Annotated in this window: 14 protein-coding genes and 3 tRNA genes; 10 read left to right on the top strand and 7 right to left on the bottom strand. The window is 72.4% G+C overall.

Annotated elements, in window-relative coordinates:
* The first annotated feature begins 90 nt into the window (after positions 1-90).
* The 6 genes from tolB to G5B56_RS11695 all read left to right on the top strand — a co-directional run bounded on the left by tolB (position 91) and on the right by G5B56_RS11695 (position 3,991).
* Positions 91-1,395 carry a Tol-Pal system beta propeller repeat protein TolB gene (tolB, locus tag G5B56_RS11720; protein WP_164963319.1) on the top strand — a complete coding sequence of 435 codons (1,305 nt, stop codon included), beginning with the start codon at positions 91-93 and terminating at the stop codon, positions 1,393-1,395.
* Positions 1,396-1,468: 73 nt separating this feature from the next.
* A complete protein-coding gene (gene pal, locus G5B56_RS11715; RefSeq protein WP_009856659.1) occupies positions 1,469-2,011 on the top strand; it encodes a peptidoglycan-associated lipoprotein Pal in 543 nt (180 codons plus the stop codon).
* A gap of 242 nt (positions 2,012-2,253) precedes the next feature.
* Positions 2,254-2,997, top strand: coding sequence for a tol-pal system protein YbgF (gene ybgF / locus G5B56_RS11710; RefSeq protein WP_009856660.1), 744 nt, complete (start codon positions 2,254-2,256; stop codon positions 2,995-2,997).
* Positions 2,994-3,782 carry a ThiF family adenylyltransferase gene (locus G5B56_RS11705; protein WP_164963318.1) on the top strand — a complete coding sequence of 263 codons (789 nt, stop codon included), beginning with the start codon at positions 2,994-2,996 and terminating at the stop codon, positions 3,780-3,782. Before ybgF ends, G5B56_RS11705 begins: the two co-directional genes overlap by 4 nt.
* Before the next feature lie 34 nt (positions 3,783-3,816).
* Positions 3,817-3,892, top strand: a tRNA-Lys gene (locus tag G5B56_RS11700).
* 23 nt (positions 3,893-3,915) lie between these two features.
* Positions 3,916-3,991: transfer RNA gene (locus G5B56_RS11695), tRNA-Lys, on the top strand.
* Positions 3,992-4,197: 206 nt separating this feature from the next.
* On the opposite strand, the gene G5B56_RS11690 is transcribed toward G5B56_RS11695, so the two are convergent.
* The 3 genes from G5B56_RS11690 to G5B56_RS11680 form a co-directional block, all read right to left on the bottom strand.
* Positions 4,198-5,676 carry a diguanylate cyclase gene (locus G5B56_RS11690; RefSeq protein WP_164963317.1) on the bottom strand — a complete coding sequence of 493 codons (1,479 nt, stop codon included), beginning with the start codon at positions 5,674-5,676 and terminating at the stop codon, positions 4,198-4,200.
* A gap of 179 nt (positions 5,677-5,855) precedes the next feature.
* A complete protein-coding gene (locus G5B56_RS11685; protein ID WP_164963316.1) occupies positions 5,856-6,782 on the bottom strand; it encodes a malate dehydrogenase in 927 nt (308 codons plus the stop codon).
* A gap of 79 nt (positions 6,783-6,861) precedes the next feature.
* Complete coding sequence (locus G5B56_RS11680; protein WP_164963315.1) at positions 6,862-7,713, bottom strand: LysR substrate-binding domain-containing protein; 852 nt, start codon at positions 7,711-7,713, stop codon at positions 6,862-6,864.
* Between the two features lie 101 nt (positions 7,714-7,814).
* On the opposite strand from G5B56_RS11680, the gene G5B56_RS11675 reads away from it, so the two are divergent.
* From G5B56_RS11675 to fghA, 4 genes are all read left to right on the top strand, one after another.
* Positions 7,815-9,128 carry an aspartate aminotransferase family protein gene (locus G5B56_RS11675; protein ID WP_164963314.1) on the top strand — a complete coding sequence of 438 codons (1,314 nt, stop codon included), beginning with the start codon at positions 7,815-7,817 and terminating at the stop codon, positions 9,126-9,128.
* A 98-nt stretch (positions 9,129-9,226) separates the two neighbouring features.
* Entirely contained in the window at positions 9,227-9,511 is a 285-nt protein-coding gene (locus G5B56_RS11670; protein ID WP_164963313.1) for a metal/formaldehyde-sensitive transcriptional repressor, read from the top strand.
* A 25-nt stretch (positions 9,512-9,536) separates the two neighbouring features.
* Positions 9,537-10,646, top strand: coding sequence for an S-(hydroxymethyl)glutathione dehydrogenase/class III alcohol dehydrogenase (locus G5B56_RS11665; RefSeq protein ID WP_164963411.1), 1,110 nt, complete (start codon positions 9,537-9,539; stop codon positions 10,644-10,646).
* Positions 10,647-10,656: 10 nt separating this feature from the next.
* Positions 10,657-11,502, top strand: a complete 846-nt coding sequence (gene fghA / locus G5B56_RS11660; RefSeq protein WP_164963312.1) for an S-formylglutathione hydrolase — start codon at positions 10,657-10,659, stop codon at positions 11,500-11,502.
* Position 11,503: 1 nt separating this feature from the next.
* Here the strand turns inward: fghA and G5B56_RS11655 are convergent.
* From G5B56_RS11655 to fdhE, 4 genes are all read right to left on the bottom strand, one after another.
* A tRNA-Sec gene (locus tag G5B56_RS11655) sits at positions 11,504-11,599 on the bottom strand.
* Positions 11,600-11,631: 32 nt separating this feature from the next.
* Positions 11,632-13,569, bottom strand: a complete 1,938-nt coding sequence (gene selB, locus G5B56_RS11650; protein ID WP_164963311.1) for a selenocysteine-specific translation elongation factor — start codon at positions 13,567-13,569, stop codon at positions 11,632-11,634.
* On the bottom strand, positions 13,566-14,987 hold the full coding sequence (gene selA, locus G5B56_RS11645) for an L-seryl-tRNA(Sec) selenium transferase (protein ID WP_164963310.1): 1,422 nt from the start codon (positions 14,985-14,987) through the stop codon (positions 13,566-13,568). Before selA ends, selB begins: the two co-directional genes overlap by 4 nt.
* Positions 14,984-15,916 carry a formate dehydrogenase accessory protein FdhE gene (gene fdhE / locus G5B56_RS11640; RefSeq protein ID WP_164963309.1) on the bottom strand — a complete coding sequence of 311 codons (933 nt, stop codon included), beginning with the start codon at positions 15,914-15,916 and terminating at the stop codon, positions 14,984-14,986. Before fdhE ends, selA begins: the two co-directional genes overlap by 4 nt.
* Positions 15,917-15,996 lie beyond the last annotated feature (80 nt).

The following is a 15,996-nucleotide window of genomic DNA, read 5'->3' as shown; positions in this document are numbered from 1 at the left end:
CCGCGGCTTGTACCGCCGCTCACAGGGGCCACTGCGATGGCTGCCTACAATGGCGCGTTTCCGGTTGCCGACGCGAAGCCGTTACCCGCTTTGAACACAGTCCTCGAAGACCGGTCCAGCAGCCCTGCCTGGCCGCGCCGTCGTTTCCTCACCGCCCTGGCCGCCGCCGGCACCGCCTTCCCGGCGGCCGCGCAGTTCCGCGTCGACGTCTCCGGCGTCGGCGCGCGCCAGATCCCGATCGCGATCGCCCCCTTCCGTGACGAAGGCGCGCTGCCGACGCCCGTCTCGGGCATCGTCGGCGCCGACCTCGCGCGCAGCGGCATGTTCCGCGTCGCCGGCTCGCCGGTGGCGCTGGACGAGCGCAGCGTCGTCGCCGCCGCCGACTGGCGCGCGCGCGGTGTCGATGCCGTGGTCGCCGGCTCGGTGACACGCATGGCCGACGGCCGCCTGGACATCCGCTTCACGCTCTGGGACATCGTCAAGGGCGAGCAGCTGGTGGCGCAGAGCAAGCTGGTGCTGGCCGCCGACCTGCGCCTGACCGCGCACCGCATCGCCGACGCCATCCACGAGGCCCTGACCGGCGAGCGCGGCGTCAACGCGACGCGCATCGTCTACGTCGTCAAGGCCGGCAAGCGCTACACGCTGAACGTCACCGACGCCGACGGCGAAGGCGGGCAGATCGCGCTGGCCAGCCCCGAGCCGATCATCTCGCCGGCCTGGTCGCCCGACGGCCGCGAGCTGGCCTACGTCTCGTTCGAGACGCAGAAGGCGGTGGTCTGGGTGCAGGACCTGATCACCGGCAGCCGGCGCAAGCTGGCCGACTTCCGCGGCTCGAACAGCGCCCCGGCCTGGTCGCCCGACGGCCGCGAGCTGGCGATGACGCTGACCCGTGACGGCATCTCGCAGCTCTACGCGATGCCGCGTGCCGGCGGCACGCCGCGGCGGCTGACGAGCAGCTCGGCGATCGACACCGAGCCGGTGTACGCGCCCGACGGCCGCTCGATCTTCTTCGTCAGCGACCGCGGCGGCGGCCCGCAGGTCTACCGCCTGCCGCTGGACGGCGGCGGCCCGCAGCGCGTCACCTTCACCGGCGGCTACAACATCAGCCCGGCGGTGAGCCCCGACGGCAAGCTGCTGGCCTACATCTCGCGCCAGGGCGACGCCTTCAAGCTGATGACGCTCGACCTCGCCGCCGGCGGTGTGCGCACGCTCACCGACACGCGCGACGACGAGAGCCCGAGTTTCGCGCCCAACGGCAAGCTGATCGTCTACGCGACGCGTCAGCAAGGCCGCGACGTGCTGATGACGACCACGCTCGACGGTTCGTTCAAGACGCGGCTGGTGAGCAGCGGCGCCGACATGCGCGAACCTGCCTGGGGGCCGTTCGAACGCTGACCGTGTCGGCCGGTTGCGCCCCGCCGACGTTGTTCTTCCTGTTTCCGTTTTTTCCCCCAAGAGGAGTATTCCCATGACCCGATTCCACCGCCTGCCGCTCGTCTCCGCGCTGTCTGCCGCGGCCGTGCTGCTGGCTGCCTGCGGCACGACGACCGACCTGTCCGAGAACAAGGCCCCGGTCGAGACGCGTCCCACCGCCGACGCGAACGCCAACGCGAACGCGACGCCGCAGTCCAAGGTGGCCACCGTCGAACTGTCGGCCCGTGACGCCGCTGCCGCGGCTGCCGCCAAGGCGCGCACCGTCTACTTCGACTTCGACAGCTACGTCGTCAAGGACGAGTACAAGCCCGTCATCGACGCCAACGCCAAGTTCCTGACGCTGGACAAGACCGTGCGCCTGACCGCCGAAGGCCACACCGACGAGCGCGGCGGCCGCGAGTACAACCTGGCCCTGGGCCAGAAGCGTGCCGAAGCCGTCGTCAAGGCGCTGCAGGTGATGGGCGCGGCCGCCGGCCAGGTCGAGCCGGTCAGCTTCGGCAAGGAGCGTCCGGCCGATCCGGGCCATGACGAAGCCGCCTGGTCCAAGAACCGTCGCGTCGAGCTGAAGGACAAGTGATGAACCACCCCCGTAGCGCCTTCGGCGCTGCCTTGCAGGCCGCGCCGGGCTATGCGCCCGGCCCCTCGCTTGGCGCAGAGCGTCCACTGGACGCTCTACGTCCCGGCTCGGCCCCACAAGGTGGCGCCGCCGATGCCCCGGCGAAGCCGGTGCATGGCGGCAGCTTGATGGGCCGCAGTGCTCCGTCGGGCCGTCTGCCGGGCCTGCGGGGAACGATTCGTCGCCTGCCCGGGGCCGCTGCGGTGGCCCTGGCCGCGTTGGTCGTCGTCAGCATGCCGGCGCAGGCCGGCCTGTTCGAGGACGACGAGGCGCGCAAGGCCATCCTGGACCTCCGCCAGCGCCTGCGCGCGGTGGAGGACCAGACGGCCGCGACCGCGGCGCAGCAGAACGAGACCATCGATTCGCTGCGCCGCACCATCCTGACCCTGAACAACGACCTGGAGGCGATGCGTGCCGAGGTCGCGCGGCTGCGCGGCAGCGACGAGCAGCTCGTGCGCGACGTCTCCGAACTGCAGCGCCGCCAGAAGGACGCCAGCCAGGTGCTCGACGACCGGCTGCGCAAGCTCGAGCCGACCAAGGTCAGCATCGACGGCAAGGAGTTCGAGGTCACCGCCGACGAGCGGGCGGCCTACGAAGACGCGATGGGCGTGCTGCGCACCGGCGACTTCGACAAGGCCTCGACGGCGCTGTCGGGCTTCCTGACGCGCTACCCGTCCAGCGGTTATGTCGACTCGGCGCGTTTCTGGCTCGGCAACGCCCAGTACGGCCGCCGCGACTACAAGGGCGCGATCGCCAGCTTCCGCGCCTTCGTCGCCGCCGCGCCGCAGCATCCGCGTGCACCCGAAGCGCTGCTGGCGCTGGCCAACAGCCAGGCCGAGGCCAAGGACACACGCGCCGCCCGCCGCACGATCGACGAGCTGCTGAAGACCTATCCGAAGTCCGAGGCGGCCGTGGCCGGCAAGGAGCGCCTGGCGTCGCTGAAGTGAGCGCCGTGCTCGACGATGCCGCCGCCGACCTGGAGCGGCGTTTCGGCGGGCTGCGGCGCCTGTACGGCGATGCCGGCTACGAGCGGCTGCGTGCGGCGCGTGTGGCCGTCGTCGGCGTCGGCGGCGTCGGCTCCTGGGCCGTCGAGGCCCTGGCGCGCAGCGGCGTCGCCCGGCTGGTGCTGATTGACCTGGACCAGGTCGCCGAATCCAACGTCAACCGCCAGATCCAGGCGCTGGGCGCGACGCTCGGCATGGCCAAGGTCGACGCGCTGGCGGCGCGCATCGCCGACATCCACCCCGGCTGCGAGGTCGTGCGCGTCGAGGAGTTCGTCGAACCCGACCACTGGCCGGCGCTGCTGCCGTGCCCGGTCGACGTGCTGATCGACGCCTGCGACCAGGCGCGCGCCAAGGCCGCGCTGGCGGCCTGGGGCATCGCCGCCGGCGTGCCGGTGATCTGCGTCGGCGCCGCCGGCGGCAAACGCGAGCCGCAGCGGGTCGAGGTGGCCGATCTGTCCGAGACCACGCACGACCCGCTGCTCGCCGGGCTGCGCCAGCGCCTGCGCCGCGATGGTGTCGTGCCGCGGCAGGGTGCGGCGCGCCTGACCTGCGTCTTCTCGCGCGAGCCGGTGGCCCCGCCGCAGGCCGGCGCCTGCGCGACCGACGGCAGCCTGAACTGTGCCGGCTACGGCTCGGCGGTCACGGTGACGGCCACCTTCGGCCTCGTCGCGGCGGCGCAAGCGGTTGATCGCATCGTGCGCGCAAAAAGTTCTTGCACAGCCCGCTGAACACTGCCTATAATGCGAGGCTCCGCAGACGACGGGGTCGTTAGCTCAGTCGGTAGAGCAGCGGACTTTTAATCCGTTGGTCGCGTGTTCGAGTCACGCACGACCCACCAAGCGAACAGCGGATACCGAATCAGGGCTCTTAGCTCAGTTGGTAGAGCAGCGGACTCTTAATCCGTTGGTCGTAGGTTCGAATCCTACAGGGCCCACCAACATTTTCGACGCCCAAAGCGTTGAGCGACAAGGACTTAGCGGAGACGCCAAGTCCTTTTTCGTTTTTGCGCCGGATGTTCTCGGCCCGTCGCGGCGGGCATCCGCGGCAGTTCCCGGCGGGCCGGGTTCGGTGGGGCCGCCCGGGTGTCCTCCCCGCGCGCAAGGCCGCGTGCAAGACGGGGTCTGCGGCGCGACAGCGCCCGGCTCAGGTGGCTGTGATGACCCGCCCGCGGCCCGCGCGCTTGGCTTCGTACATCGCACGATCGGCGCGCTCCAGCAGGGCGTCCAGCGCCTCCCCGTCGCGTGCGATGGCCAGCCCGATGCTGCATCCCAGTTCGTGAGGAAGCTCGCTGACCGCCTGGATGAGGCGCGTGCCGACCTCGTGGCTGACCTTGTCCAGCGTGTCCCGCGGCGCCTGCAACGCCAGCACGAACTCGTCACCGCCCAGTCGTGCGGTCAGGTCGTCGCTGCGCGCATGTTCGCGCAGCACCTTGGCGACATCCTGGAGCGCCCGGTCGCCGGCGGCGTGTCCGAGCCGGTCGTTCAGGCCCTTGAAACCGTCGAGGTCGAGGAAGAGCAGGGCAAGGCCTCTGCCGGGGGCGTGCGCGGCCGCGGTCAGGAACTGGTGGCCCATCTCGAGAAAGGCCCGACGACCGGCCAGGCCCGTCAGGGGGTCGAGCTGGGCGCCATGCAGCTGTGCCTGGAGGTGGCCGATCTCGCGCACGACGTTTCGGCTGGGATCGCCGCGGCGCGAGGCCTCGGCGACTGCCCGCGCGAGCCAAAGTGCTCCGATCAAGCCTCCGCCCAGGCACAGGGCTCCGACCACGGCCAGGCCGACCAGGGCGTCGCGGGCTTCGGACTTCAGGGTGCCGATGGGTTGCCCGACGTTGACCCACCACCGTGTGCCCGGTACCTCGTGCGAGGCCGTGTAGACCGGGATCTGGTCGTTCGTCACGGATTCGTAGACGCCTGTCGGCTGGCCGCGAAGCCGCTCCCGCAGCGTCGCGCTGGCCATCTGGCCGACGTAGCGCTCGGCGTCGCGGGAGCGCGCGATGATCGTTCCACGCTGATCGACGACGGAGCCCAGCCACGAGGCCGGCCAGCGCTGCTCGGCAAGCACCGTGTTGAGCAGTTGCGGGGTGACGACGACGTGCAGGAACAGCGGCTGCCCGTTTGACGTGGAGAACGGCACCTCGAGCACGAGCGCCAGCCGTCCGGAGCCCGGCTCGATGGTCAGCGCCGAAGCCCCGTCGACGCTCCCGTCGAGCGACGCGTGCAGTGTCTTGACCTCCGCGACATCGGCTGCCGGGGTGCCGAACGCCGCCCGCGTGTTCAGCAGCTGCTCACCCGCGAGGTTGTGCACGCTGATCGACAGCAGGCGCGTGTCCTGTTGCACGAGGCGCGCACAGTGCGCGTGCAGCTGCGCGAGGTCGCCGGACAGTGCCGCCTGGCTGAGCACGACCGCCTTGGCGGCCGACCGGATGCTCGCCAGCTCCCGTGCCACGGCGCTGGCCGTCACGGAAGCCCGCCGCTCCAGCGCGGAGAACGCATCGCCTTCACGCCATTCGATCAGGCGCCAGGTGGCAGCGCCGGCAAAGCCCAGCAGCGGCAGCCAGGCCAGCAACATGACCACCACCATCCAGGTGGCGATGCTCAGGCGCAGATCGCGGAGTCGAAACGGCATCGGGTGAACGGGCGGCGAAGCACTCGCGGAACCGCCCGGGCTCACCATTCTTTACAGATCGGCCGTCTCAGGGGGGTATTCCCACCGGAGGTTTTGATGTTTCGGTAATTGGGCGCACTCCAGGTGAGAACGGGTGCAGGCAGGCGTGCCCGCGCCTGCGTTCACCGAGCGCGAAGACCCTAGGCCAGCGCCAGCAGGCTGCGCAGATGCCGCTCCGACGCGCGGAACTGCGCCTCCTCCTCGGCCGTGAACTCGTGCGCCAGGATGCGCTGCACGCCGCCGCGGCCGACGACGCAGGGCACGCTCATCACCAGGTCGTCGACGCCGTACTCGCCCTTCAGCAGCACGCCCAGCGGCAGGATGGACTGCTCGTTGCACTCGATCGCGCGGATGATGCGGAACACGCTGGCGGCGATGCCGTGGTTGGTGTTGCCCTTGCGCTCGAAGATGCGGAAACCCGCTTCCAGCGTGCGCCGGCGGATGTCCTCGCGGTCCACCGGCGGCAGGCCGTTCGAGCGGCAGAAGGTGTCGACCTCGGCGCCGCAGACGCGGCACAGGCTCCACGGGATGAAGCCGGTGGCGCCGTGGTCGCCCAGCATGTAGCCGTAGAGGTTCTTCGGGTCGATCTTGACGTGCTCGGCCAGGATGCGCAGGAAACGCGCGGTGTCGATCAGCGTGCCGGCCGACAACAGGCGCTCGCGCGGGTAGCCCGACGCGCGCAGCATCACCTGAGTCATCACGTCGACCGGGTTGGTCACGTTGATGACGACGGCGCCCGGCGAGTGGCGCTCCACGCGGCCGATGATGTCCTGCAGGATCTGGCTGTTGACACGCACCAGGTCGTCGCGCGTCTGGCCCTTCTGCAACTGCGCGCCGGCGGTGATGACGACGATGTCGCTGCCGGCCGTCTCCGGATACTCGCCGACGACCAGCCGCGGGTTCTTCGCGTAGGTGAACGGCGTCGTGTGGGAGAAGTCCCAGATCTCGGCCTCGGCACGTTCACGCAGCTTGTCGACGGCGACGATCTCGGTCACCTCGCTCATGTGCACCAGCAGACCGACGATCTCGGTGCCGACGGCACCCATTCCGATCACGGAAACCTTCATCTCGATGTCCTGTCGTGGCGGCTGCGGCCGCCTGTGTTCGATGGAAAGCGGGCAAGCATCGCCCGTGCCGCGATGCCGTTCATGCGCTGGAGACGACCTCGTGCAGGTGGCGCACGAACTCGGCGACCAGCGCCGCCGGGCGCGGCAGCGCCGTCCTGACGAGCACGCCGACCGCCGGCAGCGCCGGCAGCCGCGTGTCGGGCGCGAGCACGCGCAGGTCGGCCGGCACCGCCGACTGCGTCAGCACCGCGATCGCCTGACCCGAGCGCACGACGGCCAGCAGCCCGGCCATGCCGGCGCTGGCGTAGGCCACGCGGTAGGCGACGCCGGCGGCGTCCAGGCGTTCGCAGGCGGCGCGGTGGTCCAGCGTGTCCGGGTCGGACAGCGCCAGACGCAGCGGCTCGCGCGCCGCGCCGTCGTCGTCGCGCAGGCCGACCCAGACCAGCGGCTCGCGACGCAGCACCGGCTCGGCGCCGTCGGCGGTGGAGACGAGCGCGAGGTCCAGCTCGTGCCGGCGCAGGCGTTCCTCCAGCCGCGGGCTGGGCGCGCAGACGACGTCGACGACGGCTTGCGGATGGCGGCCGGCGAAGCCGCGCAGGATGCGCGGCAGGAAGGCGGCGGCGTAGTCGTCGGGGCAGCCGAAACGCAGCGTGCCGGTGAGGCCGGCGCCGGTCAGCTCGGCCAGCGCGGCGTCGTGCTGCTGCAGCAGCGTGCGTGCATGGCCCAGCAGGCGCTCGCCGTGGTGTGTCAGCGTCACGCCGCGTGCCCCGCGGTGCAGCAGCGGCTGGCCGATCAGCGTCTCCAGCTTCTTGACCTGCATGCTCGCCGCGGCCTGGGTCCGGCCGATGCGCGCGGCGGCGCGGCCCAGCGTGCGCGTCTCGGCGACGGCGACGAAGCAGCGCAGCAGGTCGGGGTCCAGGTCTCGGCTCAAGCCATCAGTATGGCTGATGGCTGCCGTCAGAAAGATTAGCTTTTCTTGATGCTGGGGCTTGCTTAGGCTGCGGGCAGTCCGACCTTCCTGGAGCCCGCCCCATGTCCCGCAACGACGACCCGCTGTTCTGGCAGAACGCCCGCCGCCACCTCGTGCGCTACGGCGGCCGCTTCGAGCCGATGATCATCGAACGTGCCCACGGCAGCTTCGTCTACGACGCCGACGGCCGCGCGATCCTGGACTTCACCTCGGGCCAGATGAGCGCACTGCTCGGCCACGGCCACCCGGAGATCGCCGAGGTCGTCGCCGAGCACGCGCAGCGCCTGGACCACCTGTTCAGCGGCATGCTGAGCCGCCCGGTCGTCGAGCTGGCGACCAAGCTCGCCGGCGTCGCGCCGGCCGGGCTGGAACGTGCGCTGCTGCTGACCACCGGCGCCGAATCGAACGAAGCCGCGCTGCGCCTGGCCAAGCTCTACACCGGCCGCCACGAGGTCGTCGGTTTCGCCCAGTCCTGGCACGGCATGACGGGCGGCGCCGCGTCGGCCACCTACAGCGCCGGACGCCGGGGTTACGGCCCGGCGGCGGTGGGTTCGTTCGCGATCCCGGCGCCGTACCCGTACCGCCCGCGTTTCGAGCGCGGCGGCGTCTACGACTGGCAGGCCGAACTCGATTACGCCTTCGACCTCGTCGACCGCCAGTCCTGCGGCAGCCTGGCGGCCTTCATCGCCGAGCCCATCCTCAGCTCGGGCGGCATCCTCGAGCTGCCGCCGGGCTATCTGGCGGCGCTGAAGGCCAAGTGTGTCGAGCGCGGCATGCTGCTGATCCTCGACGAGGCCCAGACCGGCGTCGGCCGCACCGGGCTGATGTTCGCCTGCCAGCGCGACGGCGTGACGCCGGACATCATGACGCTGTCCAAGACGCTGGGCGCCGGCCTGCCGCTGGCCGCGGTGCTGACGACGGCCGAGATCGAGCAGACCTGCCACGAGCGCGGTTTCCTCTTCTACACGACGCACGTCTCCGACCCGCTGCCGGCGGCCGTCGGCGCCAAGGTGCTGGACATCGTCGCGCGCGACCATCTCGTCGAGCGCGCCAGCACCGCCGGCGCGCGCCTGCAGGCCGGCCTGCAGGCGCTGCAGCGCGACTTCGAGTGCATCGGCGACGTGCGCGGCCGCGGCCTGCTGCTCGGGCTGGAACTCGTCAAGGACCGCGCCACGCGCGAAGCCGCGCCCGAGCTCGGCGCCGCGATCACGCGCGAATGCATGACGCTGGGCCTGAGCATGAACATCGTGCAGCTGCCCGGCATGGGCGGCGTGTTCCGCATCGCGCCGCCCTTGACCGTCAGCGACACCGAGATCGACCTCGGGCTGGACCTGCTGCGCCAGGCGATCACGCGGGTGCTGGCCAAGGCCGGCTGAGTTCCCGCGCTGTCCCTGGCGCGACCCTGCCGCGAGCAGGGCGCTGGCGTTCCCCGCGCGGCTGCTTATACTCCCCCCCAGTACAAAGGAGCCCGCCGATGCCGCACTCGCCGGCCGAACGCAAACGTGTCGTCACCCGGCTGCGCCGCATCAAGGGCCAGGCCGAGGCGCTGGAGCGTGCCGTCGAAGCCGGCACCGACTGCGGCGAGCTTCTGCAGCAGCTGGCGGCGCTGCGCGGTGCCGCGCACGGGCTGATGGCCGAGGTGCTCGAAGGCCATCTGCGCGAGACCTTCGGTGCCAGCGCCGAACGTGCGCTGCCGACGGCCGAGCCGCAGGCCGAGGTCGACCGCCTCGTGCGGCTCGTGCGCTCCTTCACACGCTGAACCGCCCCACCAGGAGACACCCATGATCAAGTCCCGTGCCGCCGTCGCCTTCGCCGCCGGCCAGCCGCTGCAGATCGTCGAGATCGACGTCGCCCCGCCGAAGAAGGGCGAGGTGCTGGTCAAGATCACCCACACCGGCGTCTGCCACACCGACGCCTTCACGCTGAGCGGCAACGATCCCGAAGGCGTGTTCCCCGCGGTGCTGGGCCACGAGGGCGCCGGCATCGTCGTCGAGGTCGGCGAAGGCGTCACCAGTGTCAAGCCGGGCGACCACGTGATCCCTCTGTACACCGCCGAGTGCGGCGAATGCCTGTTCTGCAAGTCCGGCAAGACCAACCTCTGCGTCGCGGTGCGCGCCACGCAGGGCAAGGGCCTGATGCCCGACGGCACGACGCGCTTCTCCTACAACGGCCAGCCGATCTACCACTACATGGGCTGCTCGACCTTCAGCGAGTACACCGTCGTTGCCGAGGTCTCGCTGGCCAAGGTGAACCCCGAAGCCAACCCCGAGCAGGTCTGCCTGCTGGGCTGCGGCGTGACGACCGGCCTGGGCGCGGTGAAGAACACCGCCAAGGTGCAGCCGGGCGACACGGTGGCGGTCTTCGGCCTCGGCGGCATCGGCCTGGCGGTGGTGCACGGCGCCCAGCTCGCCGGCGCCGGCCGCATCATCGCCATCGACACCAACCCGTCGAAGTTCGACCTTGCACGCACCTTCGGCGCCACCGATTGCGTCAACCCGAAGGACCACGACAAGCCGATCCAGCAGGTCATCGTCGAGATGACGGGCTGGGGCGTCGACCATTCGTTCGAGTGCATCGGCAACGTGCACGTGATGCGCGCGGCGCTGGAGTGCGCGCACCGCGGCTGGGGCCAGTCGGTCGTCATCGGCGTCGCCGGCGCGGGGCAGGAGATCTCGACGCGGCCGTTCCAGCTCGTCACCGGCCGGCGCTGGCTGGGCACGGCCTTCGGCGGCGTCAAGGGCCGCAGCGAGCTGCCGGGCATGGTGGAAGACGCGATGGCCGGGCGCATCCGCCTGGAGCCCTTCGTCACGCACACGATGCCGCTGCCGGAGATCAACGAGGCCTTCGAGCTGATGCACCGCGGCGAGTCGATCCGCAGCGTCGTGCACTACTGAGGCCGCGGCGATGCAACGCGTCGAACACCACGCCAGCTTCGGCGGCCGCCAGGAGGTCTGGCGCCACGACTCGGTCACGCTGGGCTGCGAGATGCGCTTCGGCCTGTACCTGCCGCCGCAGGCGCTGGCCGGCGAAGCCTGCCCGGCCGTCTACTGGCTGTCGGGGCTGACCTGCAGCGAGCAGAACTTCATCACCAAGGCCGGTGCGCAGGCGCACGCGGCGCGGCTGGGGCTGATCCTCGTCGCGCCCGACACCAGCCCGCGCGATCCCGGCGGCACGCTGGGCGTGGCAGACGACCCGGCCTACGACCTGGGCCAGGGCGCCGGCTTCTACCTCGACGCGACGCAAGAGCCCTGGGCGCGCCACTACCGCATGGAGAGCTACGTCGTGCACGAGCTGCCGGCGCTGGTGGAGAACCATGTCGCGACGAGCGGCCGGCGCGGCATCTTCGGCCACTCGATGGGCGGCCACGGCGCGCTGACGCTGGCGCTGCGCCATCCGGGGCGCTACGCGAGTGTCTCGGCCTTCTCGCCGATCGTCGCGCCGGCGCGTGTGCCCTGGGGCCGCAAGGCCTTCGCCGCCTACCTGGGCGAGGACGAAAGCAACTGGGCGGCGCACGACGCGACGGCGCTGATCGCCGGTGCCGCCGAGCGCCTGCCGCTGCTCGTCGACCAGGGCGAGGCCGACGAGTTCCTGGCCGGGCAGCTGAAGCCCGAGTGGCTGGAAGAAGCCTGTGCCGCCGCCGGCCACCCGCTGACGCTGCGCCGCCACGCGGGCTACGACCACAGCTACTACTTCATCGCCAGCTTCGTGGCCGATCACCTGGAGCACCACGCGCGCGCCCTGGCCGCGTGAGTGGCGGAAGGCAGCAGGAGTCGAACCTACCCGGGAGCGGCTGACGCCCCCGACCGGGTTTGAAGCCCGGGCGCACCACCGGGTGCGTTTGCCTTCCATGTCGCCCCTGGCGAGGGGCGGCGGATCGTATCAGGGCCCCGCGCCGCTTGCCGGGGCAGGGCCAGCCGGGCGTTCGCGCAGCACCCGCCGGTCGCGCACGCGGCGCGTGTAGCCGACGCGGTCGAAGTGCTCCAGCACCTGGATCGCGCGTTTGCGCCCCAGGCCACAGGCGTCGCGGAACTCGGCCGCGCCGACCTCGCCACGCGGCGCGGCGGCGCTCAGTTCGTCCAGCAGCGCCAGCAGCTTCGTGACGGTCGCTTCGGGATAGAACAGGTCCTTGACGACCTGCTGCAGCTCGCCGCGGCGCGCCAGCTTGCGCAGCACCGTGCGCACCTGGTCCTCCGGCGCGGCGCACGACGCCGCCAGGTCGCGCACCCAGGGCGGGTCGGCGCCGCCGTCGGCCAGGCGGGGCAGCAGGCGTTCGGCCAGGATCTGCTCGGCGGCGCTGAGGTTCACCGCGTGGCCGGGCAGGTGCAGCCACGAGCCCTGGCGCGCCAGCGTGCCGTCGGCCAGCATGGCGTCCAGCAGCGCCGGCCACAGCGCGTCGGTGCCGGCGTCGGCCGCGCCCGGCTGGACGATGCGCCGCAGGCGCGCGGCGTTGAGGCCGGGGTCGTCGGGTGAACGCTGGTGGAAGTCGGCCAGCACCGTGGTGATGCGTTCGCGCCAGCGTTGCCAGACCGGCGGCGCGACGAGCAGCGCATCGCCGCCGGGCAGCGCGACGGCGACGGCGTCGGCCGGCGCCGTGTCGTGGCCCAGCAGCAGCACCAGCCGCGAGCGCGCCAGCCCGGCCGGTGCCAGTGCCAGCAGGCGGGCTGCGGCCTCGGGCGTGGCCTCGGCCTGCGCCGCTTCCAGCGCATCCAGCCAAGCCAGGCGTTCGGCGCTGCGGCGGCGGCGTTCGGGCGCCCAGAGGTCGACGACGCGGCCGCCGCCGATGGTGCGGCTGGCCTGGGCGTTGCGCAGGATCAGCCGGTCGCCTGGCAGCGCCCAGACCGGCGTTTCGAACACGAGCTGCACCCGCGCCGAGGCGCCGGCGGCCGGCGGCTGGGCGTCCAGCGGCACCAGATGGGCGAGGTGGTGGCCGGTGCCGACGTGAACGTGCACCGGCGCCCAGTGCGCCAGCGCGGGCGCGTCGGGCAGCAGGCGGATGCGGGCGTCCAGGCGCTCGCAGCGCTGCAGCGTGGCCGGCGCGGCGATCCAGTCGCCGCGCTGGATCGTGTCGCGGTCGATGCCGGCCAGCACCAGCGCGCAGCGCTGGCCGGCGCGGCCTTCGTCGGCGGCGCGGTTCTGGGCGTGGATCGAACGCACGCGCACCGCCTGGCCGCTGGCCGAGTGCTGCAGCGTGTCGCCGACCTGCACGCGGCCGGCGAACACGGTGCCGGTGACCGCCGTGCCCTGGCCGGCGAGCGTGAAGACGCGGTCGACGGCGAGGCGGAATGCGCCGTCTGCGGCGCGTTGCGAACGTTCGTGCGCGACGGCTTCCAGGTGCGCACGCAGCGCGGCGACGCCCGGGTCGGCGTCGGCGGTGGCGACGGTCTCGAACACCGGCGCGCCGGCCAGCGGTGTGCCGGCCAGCAGCGCGGTGATCTCGGCGCGCACCTCGTCGCGGCGTGCCGGCGGCACGCGGTCGGCCTTGTTCAGCGCCACCGAGCCGTGGTGCACGCCCAGCAGGTCGAGGATCGCCAGGTGCTCGCGCGTCTGCGGCATCACGCCGTCGTCGGCGGCGACGACCAGCAGCGCATGGTCGATGCCGACGGCGCCGGCGACCATCGTGCGCACGAAACGTTCGTGGCCCGGCACGTCGACGATGCCCAGCACCGTGCCGTCGGCCAGCGGCGCGTAGGCGTAGCCGAGCTCGATCGAGATGCCGCGCTCGCGCTCTTCCTTCAGCCGGTCGGTGGCGACGCCGGTCAGCGCACGCACCAGCGCGGTCTTGCCGTGGTCGATGTGGCCGGCGGTGCCGACGATCATCGCGGCGTCCCCAGGGCCTCGGCCAGCGCCTCGAACTGGGCCACGAACGCGGCTTCGTCCGCCGCTTCGACGCAGCGCAGGTCCAGCCACAGCGCGCCGTCGGCGATGCGGCCGATCACCGGCCGCGGCAGGCCACGCAAGGCTTCTTCCAGCCGCGCCAGGGCACGCCCGCTGCGTTTGCCGACCGGACGCAGCACCAGGCCGGCGCTGGGCAGGGTGTCCACCGGCAGCGCGCCGCTGCCGATCTGGCTGCTCAGCGCGACGACCTCGACCGTGGCGGCTTCGCCCAGCGCCGCCTGCAGCGGCGAGCGCAGGCGCTCGGCGGCGGCGCGGATCTCGGGCTGCGGGCGTGTGAAAAGGCGTAGCGTCGGCAGCCGTGCCGCCAGGTGCTCGGGCTCGCGGTACAGGCGCAGCACCGGCTCCAGCGCCGCCAGCGTCAGCTTGCCGACGCGCAGCGCACGCTTCAGCGGGTTCTTCTTGATCTTGGCGATCAGGTCCTGGCGGCCGACGATCAGCCCGGCCTGCGGGCCGCCGAGCAGCTTGTCGCCGCTGAAGCTGACGACGTCGGCACCGGCGGCGACCGTCTCGCGCACCGTGGTCTCGCGCGGCAGGCCGTGTGCCGCCAGGTCGGCCAGCGTGCCGCTGCCCAGGTCCACGGCCAGCGGCAGCCCGTGGGCGTGGGCGATGCGCGCGACCTCGGCCTCGGCCACGCTGGCGGTGAAACCTTCGACGGCGTAGTTGCTGCAGTGCACCTTCATCAGCAGCGCGGTGCGGGCGCCGATCGCGCCTTCGTAGTCGCGGGCGTGGGTGCGGTTCGTCGTGCCGACCTCGACCAGCCTGGCGCCGGCACGCGCCATGATGTCCGGGATGCGGAACGCGCCGCCGATCTCGACCAGCTCGCCGCGCGAGACGATGACCTCCTTGCGCGGCGCCAGCGAGGACAGCATCAGCAGCACCGCGGCGGCGTTGTTGTTGACCACCGTCGCCGCCTCGGCGCCGGTCAGCTCGCGCAGCAGCTCGTCGACGACGTCGTCGCGGTCGCCACGGCCGCCGGTCGCCAGGTCGTATTCCAGGTTGGCCGGTGCCGTCAGCGCCTGCACGACGGCCTGCACCGCGGCGTCGGGCAGCAGCGCGCGGCCGAGGTTGGTGTGCAGCACGGTGCCGGTGCAGTTGAAGACGGCGCGCAGCCGCGGCTGGTCTTCGGCAGCCAGCGCGGCGGCCACCGCGGCGGCGATGGCCGGCAGCGCCAGTTCGGCCTCCGGCAGTTCGCCGGCGAGCAGGCGCTCGCGCAGGCGCTGCAGCCGCGCACGCACCGCGGCCGTCGTGCGTGTCGCGCCGTGCGCGGCCAGCAGAGGCGCCAGTTCGGCGCAGCCGAGCACGCGGTCGACGGCCGGCAGGCGGGCGGTCGGCGCCGTCATGCGTCGTCGGCGGGCTCGGGCAGCGCCAGCAGCGGGTTGCCCGAGGCGCGCTCGAACTCGGTCTCGGCCATCAGCAGGTCCAGGCGCAGGCTGGCCAGGTCATCGGCCAGCGGTTCGGCCAGCGGGTCCTGGTGCTGGTCGACCTGCTTGCGGTAGCTGTGGCAGGCCGTGCAGGTCTCGGCGAGCACGGTCTTGCCGCCGTCCTCGACACCGAGGAAACGCACGCCGGCGGTCGACTCGCAGTGGCTGCACTTGACGCGCACCATGTGCCATTCGGTGGCGCACAGCCCGCAGTGCAGATAGCGGTGGCCGCCCGCGGCGCCGCCGATGCGCAGCACGCTGGCCACCGGCGGCGTGCCGCAGACCGGGCAGGTCGTCGGCTGGGCCGGCACGCCCAGCGCGTCGGCGTCGAGCCGGCTGGCGCGGTCGGCCCAGACGAGCTGCAGCGCGGCCATCACGACCGGCTGCAGCGCCGCGGTGTCGGCGTCGACGTCTTCGTCGAGCAGGTCGACGGCCAGCGCGTCCAGCGCCGCGGCGTCCATCGTGCGCAGGCGCTGCAGCTGCTCGCGCAGCGGTGCCGGCAGCGTGTCGCCGGCGGCCAGCGCGCGCTCGACGATCTGCGCCAGCACCTCGCGCCAGGCGGGGTCGGGCTTGTCCTGCGTCGGCAGCGGCGGCATGCCGTGTTCGATCGCGCGCTGCAGCACGGCGGCGTCGGGCGGCGTGGTCTTCACCGTCGCCGCCGCGGCGGCCTGGCCGTCGGCCAGCAGGGCGACGAAACGCAGGTAGTCGGCGATCGGGTGGCCGTCGGCGAGCTGGCGCAGGCGCGCGGCGCGTTCGGCATAAAGCTCCGCCGGCCGGGGCAGGCGGATGCGGGGGAAGTCGATGGCGTCCAGGGCCTCGATCTCGCCCGGCTGGAGGATTCGCTGCACGCGGGTTCCTTGTTCGTTGCAAGTGACACCGCCCGCGGCCGCCGGCTGGCGACACGCGGGCGGCGCGGGTCAGGCGGGGT

Source organism: Rubrivivax sp. JA1026 (assembly GCF_011065555.1).
In the GTDB taxonomy this organism is placed as follows: Bacteria; Pseudomonadota; Gammaproteobacteria; order Burkholderiales; family Burkholderiaceae_C; genus Rubrivivax; species Rubrivivax benzoatilyticus.
Note: the sequence above shows the minus strand (reverse complement) of the source record. Positions and strands in the feature narration are given on the sequence as shown.